This is a genomic window from Mesorhizobium sp. (assembly GCF_041661565.1).
Taxonomy (GTDB): domain Bacteria; phylum Pseudomonadota; class Alphaproteobacteria; order Rhizobiales; family Rhizobiaceae; genus Mesorhizobium.
In genome coordinates, this window is the sequence record NZ_JBAZUD010000006.1 from 1 (window position 1) to 13,920 (window position 13,920).

Here is a 13,920-nt window from a genome sequence, read left to right on the forward strand (position 1 = left end):
TGTCGATCCCGGGCGGGCTGATCACGCCGATCATTCGGCATGCGGATGAAAAGACGCTGTCGACCATCTCCAACGAGATGAAGGATCTGGCCAGCCGCGCGCGCAGCCGCAAGCTGAAGCCGGAAGAGTACCAGGGCGGCACCACGGCGGTGTCCAATCTCGGCATGTTCGGCATCAAGGACTTCGCCGCCGTCATCAATCCGCCGCACGCGACGATCCTGGCGGTGGGTGCGGGCGAGCAGCGGCCGGTGGTCAAGGATGGCGAGATCAAGATAGCCACGGTGATGTCGGTGACGCTGTCGACCGACCATCGCGCCGTCGACGGAGCGCTCGGCGCCGAACTGCTGGTCGCCTTCAAGCGGCTGATCGAAAACCCGATGGGCATGCTGGTTTAAAGGATTGTCGGCGTGTCTCGAGCCTTGTTGGCACGAGCTGCATACTTTATATGACTACTTTGGTCATAGGACGACAGCCGATGAAAGAAGCTCAGCTTAAAGACGTGAAAGCCACGTTTTCCCATGTGGTCGATGAGGCCGTGGCAGGGACACCGACCGTCGTGACCCGTCATGGCAAGAGGGAAGCCGTCGTCATCAGCTACTCCGACTATGAACGTCTTTCCCGGGTGCCGTCGCTCGGTTGGCTGTTGACGAATTCGCCTCTTGAAGAGGGCGATCTGTCTGTGCGAGAGCACAAACCCGCACGTGTCTTGCGTGATCCTGCGTTCTGATCGTGTATCTGCTTGACACCAATGTCGTCAGTCTGCTGGCGCCCTCCAGGCATCGGACGCCTGCCGACGATGCACTGGTAGCCTGGATCGTCAATCGGTCTTCCGACTTATGGCTGTCTGTCATTACGGCAGCCGAAATAGAAGACGGGATCGCGAACGCCACGCGGGTCGGCGCCACAAGGAAAGCCGCCGCGCTCACCGAATGGTGGGGAGAAATCCGGCATTATTATCACCGCCGTATCCTGCCGCTGGACCTTGAAGCGGCAACGCTCGCGGGCCAACTCATGACGGTCGCACGTTCGGCAGGCATTTCGCCGGGGTTCGAGGATATTGCGATTGCCGCCACGGGTCGCCAACATGATCTGGTCGTGCTCACGGCCAATGAAAAGCATTTCCGGCCATTGGGCGTGAAGTGCCAAAATCCGTTTGTCGGACTACCGGGATAGATGGGCGCCGGACATCGCCAAATGATTCGCCGGCTTATAATGAAACCGACTTGTCAGCCGCCGACCCTTGACCCATGTTCGAGGGAACTGCGATCCAAGGGAGGCCAACATGCCCGCTTTCGACCCATCCGACGTCAAGACCCTGTTCAGCAGGGTCATGGGTGCGTCGCCGTCCGATATCAAGCTGGTGGCGCAGCGCCTGCACGATCACGCTTTCGAGCCGCGCATGTCGGCGGAGGAAACCAGTCAGCTTGTCGTCAGCCTCGGCTATGACAGCCTGGACGCGTTCTGCGCCGATATCGGCCTGCCCATGCATATCGCCGAGCGGTGGAGCCGGTTCGGCGTTTCCGGCGAAATGAAACAGGTGTTCACGCTGCTGGCGGCGCAGCGCAAGCGGGTGGCCGAGGCGATCGCCGAATTCGAAGCCATGACCCATGTCGGCGTCGAGGACTATCTGCGCGAACGCGGCCTGATCTAGCCACGGCCGAAAGCCAACTCAGACACCCTTGGCGAGCAACGCCGCGGCCGTCTCGCTGTCGGTGATCAGCACATTGGTGCTGACGGCTTTCAGCGCGGCGAGGATCGCGGGAACCTTGCGCTTGCCGCCCGCGGCCAGCACCACGTTCGGCACCCGCCCGACCACGTCGAGATCGATGGCCATGATGCGTCCGTTGACCTCATGGTCGACCAGCCTGCCGGCGGCGTCGACGAAATAGCACAGCATGTTGGCGACCGCGCCTTTCGCCTTCAAGGAGGGGATCAGAGACGAGGGGACGATGCCGTGTCGGAAGATCGTGGCGTCGGGCGACATGTCGCCGACCGTGAGCAGCGCGATGTCGGCTGCGGCCGCGCGGCGGCGCACATCCTGCAACGCCGGCTGCGCCCACAGGAGGTCACGAAGCGACGGCTCGTCGACCGTCACCGGCGCGGTGATCTGGTAGCTGTCGACCTCGAAGACATCGGCGACCTTGGCGGCGACGATGGAGGGGTTGATCCATTGCGAGTGCGGCAGGCTGCCGACAAGCGCCACCACCGAGGCGCGCTTCAACCGCCGGCGTTCGAGGAAGCCGAGGCTGGAATGAAGCGTGGCGCCACCGCCGATCGCCAGCGTCATGCCGTCCCGCATCTGCTCGCCGAGATAGGCCGCGACGGCGTGGCCGATCGCCTTCTCCAGATGCTCGTGGGCCGACGGGGTCGGGATGACCACGGCGGCGCTGAGGTCCCAGCGCTTCTCCAGCGCCCGTTCGAGCGCGACCTGCTCCGCCGTCGGCGCGTTGATCATTGTGACGACGATGCCTTCGGCGGTACAGGCGGCGAGCGTTCGCATGACCTTTACCCGGCTGACGCCGAGCTTTTCGGCGATCTGCTCCTGCGTGAAGCCCTCGACATAGTAGAGCCAGGCCGTCTTCACGTTGAGGTCGGACGAAACCATCGGCAATCCCGTGCGAACCGGTCTGGGCTGTTCCGTGGGCATCGTGTTCTCGTCCTCGTGAGCCGTGGGCCGTCGCGCCCAAATCGGAGAAACGCCTGCCGGATGTCAACTGATGCCGGGTTGCCGGCGGGTGGATTGTGACACAGTCCTGTTCATTTGTAATTGACATTGTACATATGAACATATTCTGTGGGTTTCACGCGCTGTGTCATCCACCAGTCATACGCGCCGTGCAGGGAGGAAGAGACGGGGAGCCGGCCAAGGGGCCGGGCCGGTCATGCACACACAGATCAGGAGGTCTCATGAAGACGCTATTCATCAAGTTGTTCGCCAGCCAGCTCGCGCTCGCGGCGACGCTGTTCGGCGGCGTGGCAAGTGCTGAAACTCTGACGCTTTACACGTCGCAGCCGGAAGCAGACGCGGCGAAGACCGTCGATGCCTTCAAGAAGGCGCAGCCCGGTATCGATGTCACCATCTATCGCTCCGGAACGAGCGACATCCTCACCAAGATGGCGGCCGAATTCGCCGCCGGCAGCCCGCAGGCGGATGTGCTTCTGATCGCCGACGCGGTCAGCATGGAGCTGTTGAAGAAGGATGACCGGCTGCTGCCTTATCCCGAGGCAAAGCTCGATGGGATCGAGGCGGGTTCCTACGATGCCGACAAGACCTATTTTGGCAGCAAGCTGATCACCACCGGCATCGTCTACAACACAGCGGCTGCCGAAAAGCCGCAGCATTGGGCCGATCTTGCCAAGCCGGCCTATGCCGATGGTCTCGTCATGCCAAGCCCGCTCTATTCGGGCGCGGCCGCCTATCTGCTTTCGGGCTTCGTCGGCGACACCAATTACGGCTGGGATTTCTTCCAGAAGCTCAAGACAAACAACACGGTCAGCGTGCGCGGCAATGGCGCGGTGCTGAAGTCGGTCGCCTCGGGCGAGAAGCCCTATGGCATCCTCGTCGACTTCATGGCGATGAACGCCAAGAAGAAGGGCTCGCCCGTCGAATTCGTGTTCCCCAGCGAAGGCGTGCCGGCGGTGACCGAGCCGGTCGCGATCATGAAGACCGCCAAGAATGTCGACGGCGCCAAGAAGTTCGTCGACTTCATTCTTTCGGATGACGGCCAGAAGCTGGCGCTTTCGATGGGCTATCTGCCGGCGCGCTCTTCTGTCGGCCGTCCCGAATGGTTGCCGGAAGGCGTCAAGGTCAAGGTGATGCCGTTCGACACCAAGGCGATTGTCGCCAAGACCGACGCCGACAAGGCGAAGTTCTCGGAACTGTTCGGCGGCTAAGTCGGAAGTCACGCGGATGCCGGTTCGGCCGGCATGCCGGACCTCAGGAACGCAACCATGTCAACACGCATCAGGGAAAGTCGGGGCCAGGAAATGGCCCTGACGGCGGCGGTGGGCGTCGTCATCGTGCTTCTGTCGCTGCTGCCGATGCTGCGCCTGATCAAGGAGATCATCGCGCCTGGCGGCACGCTGTCGACCGTCGCGATCAAGACCGGCCTTTCCAGTCCGTCGACCTGGATCGCAACCTGGCACACCCTGGTCGTCGGCATCGGCGGCACCATCCTGGCGGTGGTGTCGGGGACGCTGGTGGCGGTGCTGATCACGTTGACCGATATCCGCGGCCGCGGCGCCCTGGTGCTATGCTACGTCATGCCATTGATGATCGCACCGCAGGTGACGGCGCTCGCCTGGCTGCAGTTGTTCGGCCCGGCAAGTCCATTTCTCAAGCTGTTCGGCGCGGCGCCTCCGCTCGGCACGAAAAACCCGCTCTATTCCACCTCCGGCATCATCCTGCTGCTCGGCGTGCAGTATGGGCCGCTGGTCTTCCTGCTGGTGCGCGCCGGCCTGCGCAAGCTGCCGCGTGAGCTGGTCGAAGCGGCGCGGGCCGGCGGCGCAGGCTGGTTCACCGTGCTGGTCACCATCGTGCTGCCGCTGATGACGCCCTCGATCATGGCGGCCGCCGCCCTTGCCTTCGTGTCCTGTGTCGGCAATTTCGGCATTCCGGCCTTTCTCGGCATTCCGGCCAATTATCTGGTGTTGCCGACCTTGATCTATCAGCGGCTGGCCGGCGGCGGTCCGGCCGTGCTGGGCGAGGCGGCGTTCCTGTCGGTTCTGATCGGCGTCATCGCCATGGCGGGTATCCTCGCCCAGGAACTCATGAGCCGGCGCCGCGACTACCGCATCAGTTCCACGTCGCTGGCGGCCGAGCCCTATGAACTCGGCCGCTGGCGGCCCGCGGTGCAGGCCGGCATGTGGCTGCTGATCATCCTGGTGCTGATCCTGCCGCTATTCGGGTTGGTGCTGACGTCGCTGGTGCCAGGCTACGGCATCGCGCTCAATGCCAAGACGGCAACGCTCGACAATTATCGCTTCGTCCTGTTCGAACATGCGGCGGCCAGCCGGGCCTTCTTCAACAGTTTCTGGCTGTCGATCGCGGCTGCCTTCTTCGCCGTCATGGTCGCCGTGCCGATCGGCTATCTGATCGCCTGGGGCAAGCAGCGCTGGGTGAGGCTGCTCAATCTGTCGGTCGAACTGCCCTACGCTTTGCCCGGGGTGGTGCTGGCGATCGCAGCGCTGCTGATGTTCCTGCGGCCGATCCCGCTGACCGGGATCCAGCTCTACAACACCGTCTGGATCATCCTGTACGCCTATCTCGCCCGGTTCCTGGTGCTGGCACTGCGGCCGACCATCGCCGGCTATCACCAGATCGACCGCGCCCTTGAAGAAGCCGCGCAAGTCGCGGGCGCGGGGCTGTTCACGCGCATGCGCACGATCATCTTTCCGCTTGTCGCTCCGGCGGCCATCGCCGGCGGCCTGCTGATCTTCATGACAGCGCTCAGCGAACTCACGGTTTCGGCGCTGCTGTGGTCATCGGGGTCGGAGACGATCGGGGTGGTGATGTTTTCCTTCGAGCAGGGCGGTGACTCCAACTACGCGGCCGCGATGTCGGTCATCACGGTGGCAGTCACCTTCGTGCTGATGCTGGTCACCAATCTGCTTGCCCCATACCTTCCCGGCGGAGTGCTGCCATGGCGCGATTGACCCTGGACAACGTTACCAAGAACTTTGCCGACTTCGAAGCGGTCAAGGATGTCTCGATCGATGTCGCGGACGGCGAATTCCTGGCCGTGCTTGGGCCCTCCGGCTGCGGCAAGACGACGTTGCTGCGGCTGGTCGCCGGTTTCGAGAAGGTGACGTCGGGCGAGATCCGCATCGGCGACGAAGTCGTGTCGGGCAAGGGCGGCAATGTCGCGCCGGAAAAGCGGCGTGTCGGCATCGTCTTCCAGAATTATGCCTTGTGGCCGCACATGACGGTCGCCGAGAACATCGGCTATTCGCTGAAGGTGGCCAGGCTCGACAAGGCTGTCGCGCGCCAGAAGGTGGAAGAAGCGTTGGCCCTGGTCAATCTGCAGGGGCTGGGTGACCGCAGGCCGGCCAATCTTTCCGGCGGCCAGCGCCAGCGTGTCGCACTGGCGCGCTGCCTGGTGGCCGCGCCCTCGCTGGTGTTGTTCGATGAGCCGCTCGCCAACCTCGACGTGCATCTGCGGGCGTCGATGGAGGACGAGTTTTCCGCCTTCCACAAGCGCACAGGCACGACCATCGTCTACATCACCCACGACCAAGCCGAGGCGATGGCGCTCGCCGATCGCATCGCGGTGATGGATCGCGGCCGGCTGGCGCAGCTGGCGACGCCGCGCGAGCTCTACCATGAGCCGGCAAATGAAATGGTGGCGTCGTTTATTTCGCAGGGCATCCTGCTGCCTGCCGACGTGCTGAGCGCGGAGCAGGCCGGCCAATGCAAGGTACGGGTGCTGGGGCAGGAGTTGCTTGTTCGCTGCCGCGCCGGAGAACGGCCGCGAACCGGCGCCAAGATCTGTTGCCGGTCGGCGGATCTCGATGTGTCCCCGGACGGTCCCGGCTTCGACGGCCTGGTCAAGAGGGTTGTCTACCAGGGCGGTTCAGCGCGCATAGAATTCGCGCCTTCGGCCGGACCCGATCTCACCTTGCATTTTGAGCAGCCTGACCCCGTGCTGCTGCAGAGCGGATCGCAGGCGCGGCTGCGGATAAGATCCGGCTGGCTGATCCCCGCGGGAGCGGCCCAGGGATGATGCTCGACCTGCTCGGTGGCTTTGGTGAAAAGGGCCGCACCAGCCTTGCCGTCAACAGCGGCAACGACCGTATCCTGCTCGATGTCGGCATCAAGGTCGGGGCAACCGGCGCCGAATACTATCCGGCGCTTGCTGGCTCGGCCGGCGATATCGATGCGCTGTTTGTCTCGCACGCGCATGAGGATCATGTCGGCGCGCTGAGCTGGCTGCTGTCGCGTGGCTATGCCGGTCCGATTTTCATGACCGCCGAGACCCGCGACGAGGCGCCGGCGACGCTTGCCGGCTATGCCGACGCCGAGGATCTCAAACGGTTTCCCTTTCCAGCCGATCGCATCGAGCTTTTCCAGCCCGGCGATACGCTGAAGAGCGGCAATCTCTCAATCAGGACGGGACGGTCGGGGCACGTCGTTGGCGGCGTCTGGTTTGCCGTGGATGATGGGGAAAGCCGTCTCGCCTATTCGGCCGACGTCGTGCCGGACAGCAATGTCTTTGTCATGGACACGATCCCGCAATGCGATCTCCTGGTTCTCGATGCGTCTTATGGTGCCGATCCGGTATCCGGGGCGGCGCGGGCTCGCGAGATCTCGGATTGGATGACGAGACATGCAAACGGATGTCTCTTGCCGACGCCGCTGTCGGGCCGGTCGCTGGAACTGATCGCGGCCTTGCCGGGTCCGTTCGCCATCCACGCCAGCATGCGCGCTTCCCTCGAAACGCAGATCGGCGCGTCAACGGCCCTGTTGCCCGGTGTATCCGGCTTGCTGCAACGCCGCTTGCGTGATGCGGCCGACTGGACCGATGCCGATCTCCTGCCGTCAATGCCGCTGCTGGCCGATGACGGCATGGGCGAGGCCGGTCCATCGTCGCGGCTGCTGCCCCGTGCCGCCGCCGCCGGATTTCCCGTGCTGCTCACCGGGCATTTGCCATCGGGCTCTCCGGGCGATCGCCTGCACAAGGCCGGGCGGGCAGACTGGGTGCGCATGCCGACCCACCCGACGCTAGGCGGGAATGTCGATATCTGGGAGAAGGCGGGACGGCCTGAAGCACTCGGGCATTCCTGCGCGGCCGATTCTCTTGCCGACCTGAAAATCCACATTCCGCCACTGCTCGCGCAGTGCCGCACCGGCCAGCGCATCAAGGTGCCGGCGAGGAGCAAATAATGCGAATCCTAATCTGCAACGACGACGGCATCGAGGCGCCAGGGCTAGCCCGCCTCGTCAATGCGGCGAGCGGGTTGAGCGACGACCTCTGGGTGGTCGCGCCGGATGGCAAGCGCACCGCCGCCGGCTCGTCGCTGACGATTGCCAGGCCGCTGACAATGCGGCGCACGAAGCCGGGCTGGTATTCCTGCTCCGGAACCCCCGCCGATTGTGTGGTCAGTGCGATGACGTGGCTTTTTGCGGATGCGAAGAAACCCGATCTGGTGCTGTCGGGCGTCAATGACGGGCGCAATGTCGCCGAGGATCTTGCCTATTCCGGCACTCTCGGCATTGCCCGGGAGGCGACCTTCTGGAACGTGCCGGCCATCGGCTTCTCGCGCGTGAAAAATCCGGATTTCACCGATGTCGACGACCAGTGGCTGGGCGCCCTGATCGCCTCGCTTTGGCAATCGCGCGCCGACTGGGCGGCGGAGGGGCACTGGTTGAGCGTAAACCTGCCAACCAAGCTGCCGGCTGAAATCAAGCAACCGCGCATCGGCCGCGACAAGATCGGCCGCAAGGCCGAGGTCGTGGAAAGCGACGGCGACCGCACGGTCATCACAGTCCCGCGCGGGCGGGCCCATGCCAGTCAGCCGGGCGACGAAAACGCGGCGATCGACGCAGGCTTCGTGGCCATCAACCGGCTGAACTGGTTTGGCGAGACGCGGCTGGACGAGCGGTTGTTGCACGGGATTTCTCAAAAGAGCCAAGCCGGCTGATCCCAAGGCCAGGGCTGAAGAGGCCGTCCTTGTCATCGACATCACCAGACTGTCAGGGGGCAAAGCGCGCCAATTCGCTGCCGAAGCTTGAAGCCGCCGCTATTTCATTCCACATCGGTCACGATGACGGACGAGGCACGAGAACGGCGCCGGAATTTGCTGTGGGGCGTGCCCGCATCATTGATCCTGCATGCGCTCATCCTGGTGCTGCTGGTGCACGGCTTGTCGAGGCCTCCCCAGCAGCCGCGCGAGGAGGAGCCCGTCAATGTCTCGCTCGTGCCTCCGCCCGAGCAGCCGAAGCCGAAACCCGCTCCCGCACCGCCCCCTGTTCCCAAAGCCGAAAAGCCGCCCGAACCCAAGGCAGAAAAACCGCCCGAGCAGCCGCCCAAGCCGGTGGATATTCCGGTCCTGAAGCGCGTTTTCCAGTATGGCGACAAGGACACCGGGCCCGAGAAATCGCCTGATGGGAGCAGCGCTCAAGGCAACACGCAATCGCCGGCCAAGGAGGCGACTGCGAAGCCGCCTGCAGAACCCACGCCCGCGCCGAGCGAGGCCCCCAAACAGGCCGATGCCGGCAAGGCTGACGAGAAGCCTGTAACCACCCCGCCGGAGACCGAGCCCGCGCAAAGCGAGGAGAAGCAGGCGACGGAGGAGGCTGAAAAACAGCAACCGGACAAACCGGAAACGACGCCGCAACCGGCCGAAAAGCAAGCGGCCGCGGCGCCAAAGCCATTGGCGGATAAGGCCGGCACCGAGCCGGCGCCTCCATCTCCACCCAAAAAGACAAAGCCCAAGCCTGCAAAGACCATGAGCTTCAAATCCGCGCAAGCTTTCAAGGCGCCGAGCCGGAATGCGAGGAAGCCGGGTTCTGCGACCACCGGGGCCGCCGGATCTCCGGTCTTTGCCGGTCTGCCAGGCGTCAGAAAACTCTACTCGCAGGGAGCGACCGGTGAAGCGCTGGCCACGAGTTCAATGGACAACGTTTCGCGCGGTCAGCGCGTTGCCAATCTTTGCGGCAATGTCCTGAGCACGAAGTTGCAGGGGGCCGATTTTGAGATCAAATGGGTGCCAACCATTGAATTGGACAAAGGCAACGTACTCAACCCCCCGCAAAGTGCCTTCAGCACCCGACATGAGTGGTACAATCTAAGTTTCCGATGCGAGGTCGACCCCGATGCAACAAGGGTTGTGTCCTTCACCTTCCGCGTCGGCGCCTTGATTCCGCCTGGCGAATGGGCCAGTCGCGGGTTCACCCCGAAGTTCCCTCTGGATTAGGCTGGCACACCGAGCCTCGACAACTGGCGGCTGACGTCATGCCAGTCGGCGCAGACGAAATCCGCGCCTGCCGCCGTCAGCCGGGCGGCGTGCTCCGGATAGGTGTGGCCGCCGCCGGTGTAGCCGATCGCCGTCATGCCGGCGGTGACCGCGCCCTGGATGCCGAAGGGCGAATCCTCGATGACGACGCAGTCGGCCGGGTTGGCGCCCATCTTGTCAGCGGCGAACAGGAAGATGTCAGGCGCAGGCTTGCCGTTCCTGACCATCGAGGAGCTGTAGATCGCTTCGCCGAAGAACCGTGCCAGGCCGGTGACGGCCAGGCTGTGGTTTATACGCTCGACCGAGGACGACGAAGCGACGCAGCGATCGCCGGCGAGCGTTTCCAGAAACGTGGTGATCCCTGGTGTCGGCTTCAGATCCTGTGAAAACAGGATCTTGGTCTCGGCCCAGATGTCGCCGTCGGCAGACGCTGGAAACTGGTGGCCGGTCAATTCCCTGATCCTGACGATGATGTCCGACTGTTTCATGCCGACGCACTGCGCGATGATGCCGCCATGGACGCCGGGCATGCCGTGCTTTTCGTAGACGCGCTCATAGGCACGCGCGGCCAGCGGCTCGCTATCGACGAGAACGCCGTCGCAATCGAAAATGATCATTCTTGAACGCGCCACGCACTTCTCCCGGGTGCCGATTTTTGGACATCGCTATCGGCAAAAAATCAAATGTTCAATAGTGCGGTGTTTTTGGGGCGAGCAACCCTGGCGGAGTCAGAGCTGGCGAATCGCGTCAGGCGTTCGGGCGGATCCGAGCGCCCGCTGCATGGCCTGACGGGACTGGGCGCGATCGGGTGTGATCCAGTTGGGCTCGGCGCCGAGGAAACGGTCGAGGAAAGCCACAGCATAGGCCGGCATCTCGGTCACGTTCTCGCGGTAGGACCACCAAGTGCGCAAATCGTCGGCGCATTTGTCGATGCTCGGCGCATTGCCGAATTCCTGTTCGTGAACCGCCGAAATCACCGAGACACAGTAGTTCGTGTAGAGAAAACCCTCAGGCCAGAAGCGGACGATCTCCAGCGTGCCGGCGTTCCGCTCCGTCTCGATCAGCTGGGTGAGGCCGGAGATTTCCCGGGCCGGCGCCTGCTTTATCAGTTCGCGCAGCACGAGGCCGGCGGCGAAGACGATGAAGTCCGCACGGTCTATGGCGGCGAAACGCTTCTGTGCTTCCATGATCTCGACCCAGTCGAGAAAGGCACGAGTGAGCTTCGCCTCGTCGATTTCAAAGCGCACGCCGAACGTGTCGGACATCACCTTGGCGCTGCCGCGGAAAGTGGCGCGGAACCAGCGCAATTGCCTCAGCCGGTGCCGCAGATCGGGCATAAGAGCCAGTTCGTCCCTGAAGGGCAAATCCATTTCATCCATCCCGTTTGCCGACAGGCTAGCACAGCCATGGCGTTGCCGAAATCGTTGGCCTGCCTGTGGATGACCGTGATCACGGCTAATATCATACATATTGACATTCCCGGAAACAAATGTTCTCACTTTGCTGTTGTCACGCATCGGTGCAAAGTGCGGATCGACATAGGCTTCGGGAGGAGAACCGAATGGCGATTTGGCAATGGGGACTGCTCCTGCTGGTTATTGTGTGGGCGCTGCAGTCGCTCGGCGTCTGGCTGCAGATGCGGCACTATTCGGACGTCTTCAAGGGCGTCACCAACCAGTACAAGGATGGCTTCGTCGGAGCCGGCAACTTTCGCGGTCGATTTGCCAAGGGCACCATCGCGCTTGTCGTGGTGACGCCCGACATGATCGTGCGCCGCCTCATGGTGATGACCGGCAGGTCCGTGTTCACCAAGTTCAACAGACACGAAGAATTCGAGGGTGTTCCTCTCGAGCGCATCCGGTCCAATCCCGCGATCATGGGAGAGGGGGAACCCGGTGTGGCCGAGGCCGTGAAGCGGGCGATCGAACAGATCGACAAAGCGCGGTCGGAGCCGGGGAAGAAGCCGGGTCTATCCGGTTTGAACGTAGCAAGGGCCTAGAACCGGGTGATTGCAGGGCTTATCGACCTGAGATCTGAATCCGGCTCTAAATCAAAGGGATAGAGCATGATGTCATCCGAAAGCCGCGTCGCGCTTTTCGGCATCATGATCTAGAGGACGCCGCGCGTCGGCTGGGATTACCGGCAGGGCGGCATAAGGAGGAGAAATGTCTGTATTTTCGTTGTTGGCGCAGCATGCCGACATGGCCGTGAACCACCTGCATGTCGCAGGGGCCATGGTCTCGGATGCTGCATTGCATGGCAAGCTCGCCGTCGAGCATGCCTCTGACCATCTCGTTGTCCTCGCGCAGGCGGACAGCGGGCCTATCACCGTCGATCAGTTCAAGGAAAAGCTGAAGGACGTCCAGCAGGAGGAGCAACTCGGCTGGCTCACCGCCATCGGCAAGTACTTCATCGGTATCTTCCAGAAGGGTGGCGAGGTTTTCGCCGGTTTCGTCACCGGCATCATTCCGACGCTGGTCGTCCTGATGACCGCCTTCTACGCCGTCACCGAACTGGTCGGTGAAGAGCGCGTGCACGGCCTTGCCCGCGGCGCCGGCAGGATCGCCCTGACGCGCTACACGCTGCTGCCGCTGCTGGCCGTGTTCTTCCTGACCAATCCGATGGCCTACACGTTCGGATCGTTCCTGGAAGAAAAGCACAAGCCTGCCTTCTACGACGCGGCCGTGTCCTACGTGCATCCGCCGCTCGGCCTTTTCCCGCACATCAATCCCGGCGAATATTTCGTCTGGGGCGGCATTCTCGTCGCGCTGCTGGAACTGGAAAAGAAGGGCGTCGTCGTTGCCGGTTACCACGTCAAGGTGGCGATCTGGTACGCGATCGTCGGCCTCGTCGTCATCCTGCTCAAGGGCATGCTGACCGAGCGCATCACCGCCATCATGGCACGCCGCCAGGGCGTCGAGCTTTAAGGGCGGGGAGGACATCATGGCAAAGACATACAAAGCCGTACGCATCACCCGGGGCAAGACCGGTTGGGGTGGTCCGCTCGTGATCGAGCCGACAGAACAGCGCAGCAAGGTTGTTTCCGTCACTGGTGGCGGCATTCATCCGGTCGCCCAGCTTATTGCCGACATGACCGGCGCCGAGGCCGTCGACGGCTTCAAGGCGCCGCCGATCGAAAGCGAGATGGCGGTTGTCGTCGTCGATTGCGGTGGCACCGCACGATGCGGCGTCTACCCGCGCAAGCGTATCCCGACCGTCAATCTGACGCCGGTCGGACAGTCCGGGCCTCTCGCCCAGTTCATCACCGAGGATATCTACGTTTCGGGCGTCAAGCCGGCCGACGTCACAATGGCGGACGGGTCCGAAGCCGTTACGACTGCAGGGGGAGCAGCATCGATGAGTTCTAGCAACGCGCCCGCGGCGCCGACACCGCTGCCGAGCGAAGGCGGCCTTATCGGCTTCATCAGCACGATAGGCCGCGTCATGGGTCGCGTCGTCGGCATATTCTTCAATGCCGGCCGCCGCACCATCGACCAGGTGATCCGCAACGTGCTGCCGTTCATGGCCTTCGTGACCATGCTCATCGGCCTGATCCTGTACACCGGCATCGGCGACGTGCTGGCCCAGCCGATGGGTCCGCTGGCCAACAACATCGTTGGACTTCTGGTCATCTCGGCCATCTGCGGCTTGCCGTTCCTGTCGCCGATCCTCGGGCCAGGCGCGGTCATCGCACAGGTCATCGGCGTCGCCATCATCGGTCCGCAGATCGCCAACGGCACGATTTCGCCGGCGATGGCACTGCCGGCGCTGTTTGCCTACAACACCCAGGTGGGCTGCGACTTCGTCCCCGTCGGCCTGGCGCTCGGCGAAGCCAAGCCGAAGACGATCGAGATCGGTGTTCCGGCGGTGCTTATCAGCCGCCAGATCATGGGCCCCATATCCGTGCTGATCGCATGGGTCGTCAGCCTGATCGTGTTCTGAGTGAAGTAAGAAAATGAGGTTCGC

16 protein-coding genes are annotated in these 13,920 nt (G+C 63.2%); 13 read left to right on the top strand and 3 right to left on the bottom strand.

Going from position 1 to position 13,920, the window contains the following annotated elements; translation table 11 throughout:
- The 4 genes from WC739_RS02115 to WC739_RS02130 form a co-directional block, all read left to right on the top strand.
- The coding region (locus WC739_RS02115) for a 2-oxo acid dehydrogenase subunit E2 (protein ID WP_372951353.1) at positions 1 to 395 on the top strand (395 nt) is incomplete at its 5' end.
- 80 nt (positions 396 to 475) lie between these two features.
- The gene (locus WC739_RS02120) at positions 476 to 727 is read left to right on the top strand and encodes a type II toxin-antitoxin system Phd/YefM family antitoxin (protein ID WP_372951354.1); all 252 of its coding nucleotides are present in this window, start codon (positions 476 to 478) and stop codon (positions 725 to 727) included.
- A 2-nt stretch (positions 728 to 729) separates the two neighbouring features.
- On the top strand, positions 730 to 1,173 hold the full coding sequence (locus tag WC739_RS02125) for a type II toxin-antitoxin system VapC family toxin (RefSeq protein WP_372951355.1): 444 nt from the start codon (positions 730 to 732) through the stop codon (positions 1,171 to 1,173).
- A gap of 109 nt (positions 1,174 to 1,282) precedes the next feature.
- On the top strand, positions 1,283 to 1,651 hold the full coding sequence (locus WC739_RS02130) for a hypothetical protein (protein WP_372951356.1): 369 nt from the start codon (positions 1,283 to 1,285) through the stop codon (positions 1,649 to 1,651).
- Positions 1,652 to 1,669: 18 nt separating this feature from the next.
- Here the strand turns inward: WC739_RS02130 and WC739_RS02135 are convergent, their stop codons facing one another.
- Positions 1,670 to 2,647 carry a sugar-binding transcriptional regulator gene (locus tag WC739_RS02135; RefSeq protein WP_372951357.1) on the bottom strand — a complete coding sequence of 326 codons (978 nt, stop codon included), beginning with the start codon at positions 2,645 to 2,647 and terminating at the stop codon, positions 1,670 to 1,672.
- A gap of 260 nt (positions 2,648 to 2,907) precedes the next feature.
- Between WC739_RS02135 and WC739_RS02140 the strand changes: the two genes are divergently transcribed.
- The 6 genes from WC739_RS02140 to WC739_RS02165 all read left to right on the top strand — a co-directional run bounded on the left by WC739_RS02140 (position 2,908) and on the right by WC739_RS02165 (position 9,915).
- The gene (locus WC739_RS02140; RefSeq protein WP_372951358.1) at positions 2,908 to 3,894 is read left to right on the top strand and encodes an ABC transporter substrate-binding protein; all 987 of its coding nucleotides are present in this window, start codon (positions 2,908 to 2,910) and stop codon (positions 3,892 to 3,894) included.
- A gap of 57 nt (positions 3,895 to 3,951) precedes the next feature.
- Positions 3,952 to 5,655, top strand: coding sequence for an ABC transporter permease (locus WC739_RS02145; RefSeq protein ID WP_372951359.1), 1,704 nt, complete (start codon positions 3,952 to 3,954; stop codon positions 5,653 to 5,655).
- Positions 5,643 to 6,722 (top strand): ABC transporter ATP-binding protein, encoded by a 1,080-nt coding sequence (locus WC739_RS02150; protein ID WP_372951360.1) that lies wholly within the window; start codon positions 5,643 to 5,645, stop codon positions 6,720 to 6,722. Before WC739_RS02145 ends, WC739_RS02150 begins: the two co-directional genes overlap by 13 nt.
- Positions 6,719 to 7,882, top strand: coding sequence for an MBL fold metallo-hydrolase (locus WC739_RS02155; protein ID WP_372951361.1), 1,164 nt, complete (start codon positions 6,719 to 6,721; stop codon positions 7,880 to 7,882). The genes WC739_RS02150 and WC739_RS02155 overlap by 4 nt, the downstream gene beginning before the upstream one ends.
- Complete coding sequence (locus WC739_RS02160) at positions 7,882 to 8,640, top strand: 5'/3'-nucleotidase SurE (protein ID WP_372951362.1); 759 nt, start codon at positions 7,882 to 7,884, stop codon at positions 8,638 to 8,640. Before WC739_RS02155 ends, WC739_RS02160 begins: the two co-directional genes overlap by 1 nt.
- Before the next feature lie 123 nt (positions 8,641 to 8,763).
- Positions 8,764 to 9,915: a DUF930 domain-containing protein gene (locus WC739_RS02165; RefSeq protein WP_372951418.1), complete on the top strand. Its 1,152-nt coding sequence runs from the start codon at positions 8,764 to 8,766 to the stop codon at positions 9,913 to 9,915.
- On the opposite strand, the gene WC739_RS02170 is transcribed toward WC739_RS02165, so the two are convergent.
- Positions 9,912 to 10,586, bottom strand: coding sequence for an HAD family hydrolase (locus tag WC739_RS02170; RefSeq protein ID WP_372951363.1), 675 nt, complete (start codon positions 10,584 to 10,586; stop codon positions 9,912 to 9,914). The two genes, WC739_RS02165 and WC739_RS02170, sit on opposite strands and share 4 nt — an antisense overlap.
- Positions 10,587 to 10,682: 96 nt before the next feature.
- Positions 10,683 to 11,324, bottom strand: coding sequence for a hypothetical protein (locus tag WC739_RS02175; RefSeq protein WP_372951364.1), 642 nt, complete (start codon positions 11,322 to 11,324; stop codon positions 10,683 to 10,685).
- Positions 11,325 to 11,515: 191 nt separating this feature from the next.
- On the opposite strand from WC739_RS02175, the gene WC739_RS02180 reads away from it, so the two are divergent.
- The 3 genes from WC739_RS02180 to WC739_RS02190 all read left to right on the top strand — a co-directional run bounded on the left by WC739_RS02180 (position 11,516) and on the right by WC739_RS02190 (position 13,896).
- On the top strand, positions 11,516 to 11,953 hold the full coding sequence (locus WC739_RS02180; RefSeq protein WP_372951365.1) for a transcriptional regulator GutM: 438 nt from the start codon (positions 11,516 to 11,518) through the stop codon (positions 11,951 to 11,953).
- 166 nt (positions 11,954 to 12,119) lie between these two features.
- Positions 12,120 to 12,881 (top strand): PTS glucitol/sorbitol transporter subunit IIC, encoded by a 762-nt coding sequence (locus tag WC739_RS02185; protein WP_372951366.1) that lies wholly within the window; start codon positions 12,120 to 12,122, stop codon positions 12,879 to 12,881.
- A 16-nt stretch (positions 12,882 to 12,897) separates the two neighbouring features.
- Entirely contained in the window at positions 12,898 to 13,896 is a 999-nt protein-coding gene (locus WC739_RS02190; protein WP_372951367.1) for a PTS glucitol/sorbitol transporter subunit IIB, read from the top strand.
- The last annotated feature ends 24 nt before the right edge of the window (positions 13,897 to 13,920 follow it).

Bases quoted from the DNA above. Each gene is read 5' to 3' on its own strand.
- WC739_RS02120 (WP_372951354.1), top strand. From the start codon at position 476: ATGAAAGAAGCTCAGCTTAAAGACGTGAAAGCCACGTTTTCCCATGTG.
- WC739_RS02130 (WP_372951356.1), top strand. From the start codon at position 1,283: ATGCCCGCTTTCGACCCATCCGACGTCAAGACCCTGTTCAGCAGGGTC.
- WC739_RS02135 (WP_372951357.1), bottom strand. From the start codon at position 2,647: ATGCCCACGGAACAGCCCAGACCGGTTCGCACGGGATTGCCGATGGTT.
- WC739_RS02140 (WP_372951358.1), top strand. From the start codon at position 2,908: ATGAAGACGCTATTCATCAAGTTGTTCGCCAGCCAGCTCGCGCTCGCG.
- WC739_RS02145 (WP_372951359.1), top strand. From the start codon at position 3,952: ATGTCAACACGCATCAGGGAAAGTCGGGGCCAGGAAATGGCCCTGACG.
- WC739_RS02150 (WP_372951360.1), top strand. From the start codon at position 5,643: ATGGCGCGATTGACCCTGGACAACGTTACCAAGAACTTTGCCGACTTC.
- WC739_RS02155 (WP_372951361.1), top strand. From the start codon at position 6,719: ATGATGCTCGACCTGCTCGGTGGCTTTGGTGAAAAGGGCCGCACCAGC.
- WC739_RS02160 (WP_372951362.1), top strand. From the start codon at position 7,882: ATGCGAATCCTAATCTGCAACGACGACGGCATCGAGGCGCCAGGGCTA.
- WC739_RS02165 (WP_372951418.1), top strand. From the start codon at position 8,764: ATGACGGACGAGGCACGAGAACGGCGCCGGAATTTGCTGTGGGGCGTG.
- WC739_RS02175 (WP_372951364.1), bottom strand. From the start codon at position 11,324: ATGGATTTGCCCTTCAGGGACGAACTGGCTCTTATGCCCGATCTGCGG.
- WC739_RS02180 (WP_372951365.1), top strand. From the start codon at position 11,516: ATGGCGATTTGGCAATGGGGACTGCTCCTGCTGGTTATTGTGTGGGCG.
- WC739_RS02185 (WP_372951366.1), top strand. From the start codon at position 12,120: ATGTCTGTATTTTCGTTGTTGGCGCAGCATGCCGACATGGCCGTGAAC.
- WC739_RS02190 (WP_372951367.1), top strand. From the start codon at position 12,898: ATGGCAAAGACATACAAAGCCGTACGCATCACCCGGGGCAAGACCGGT.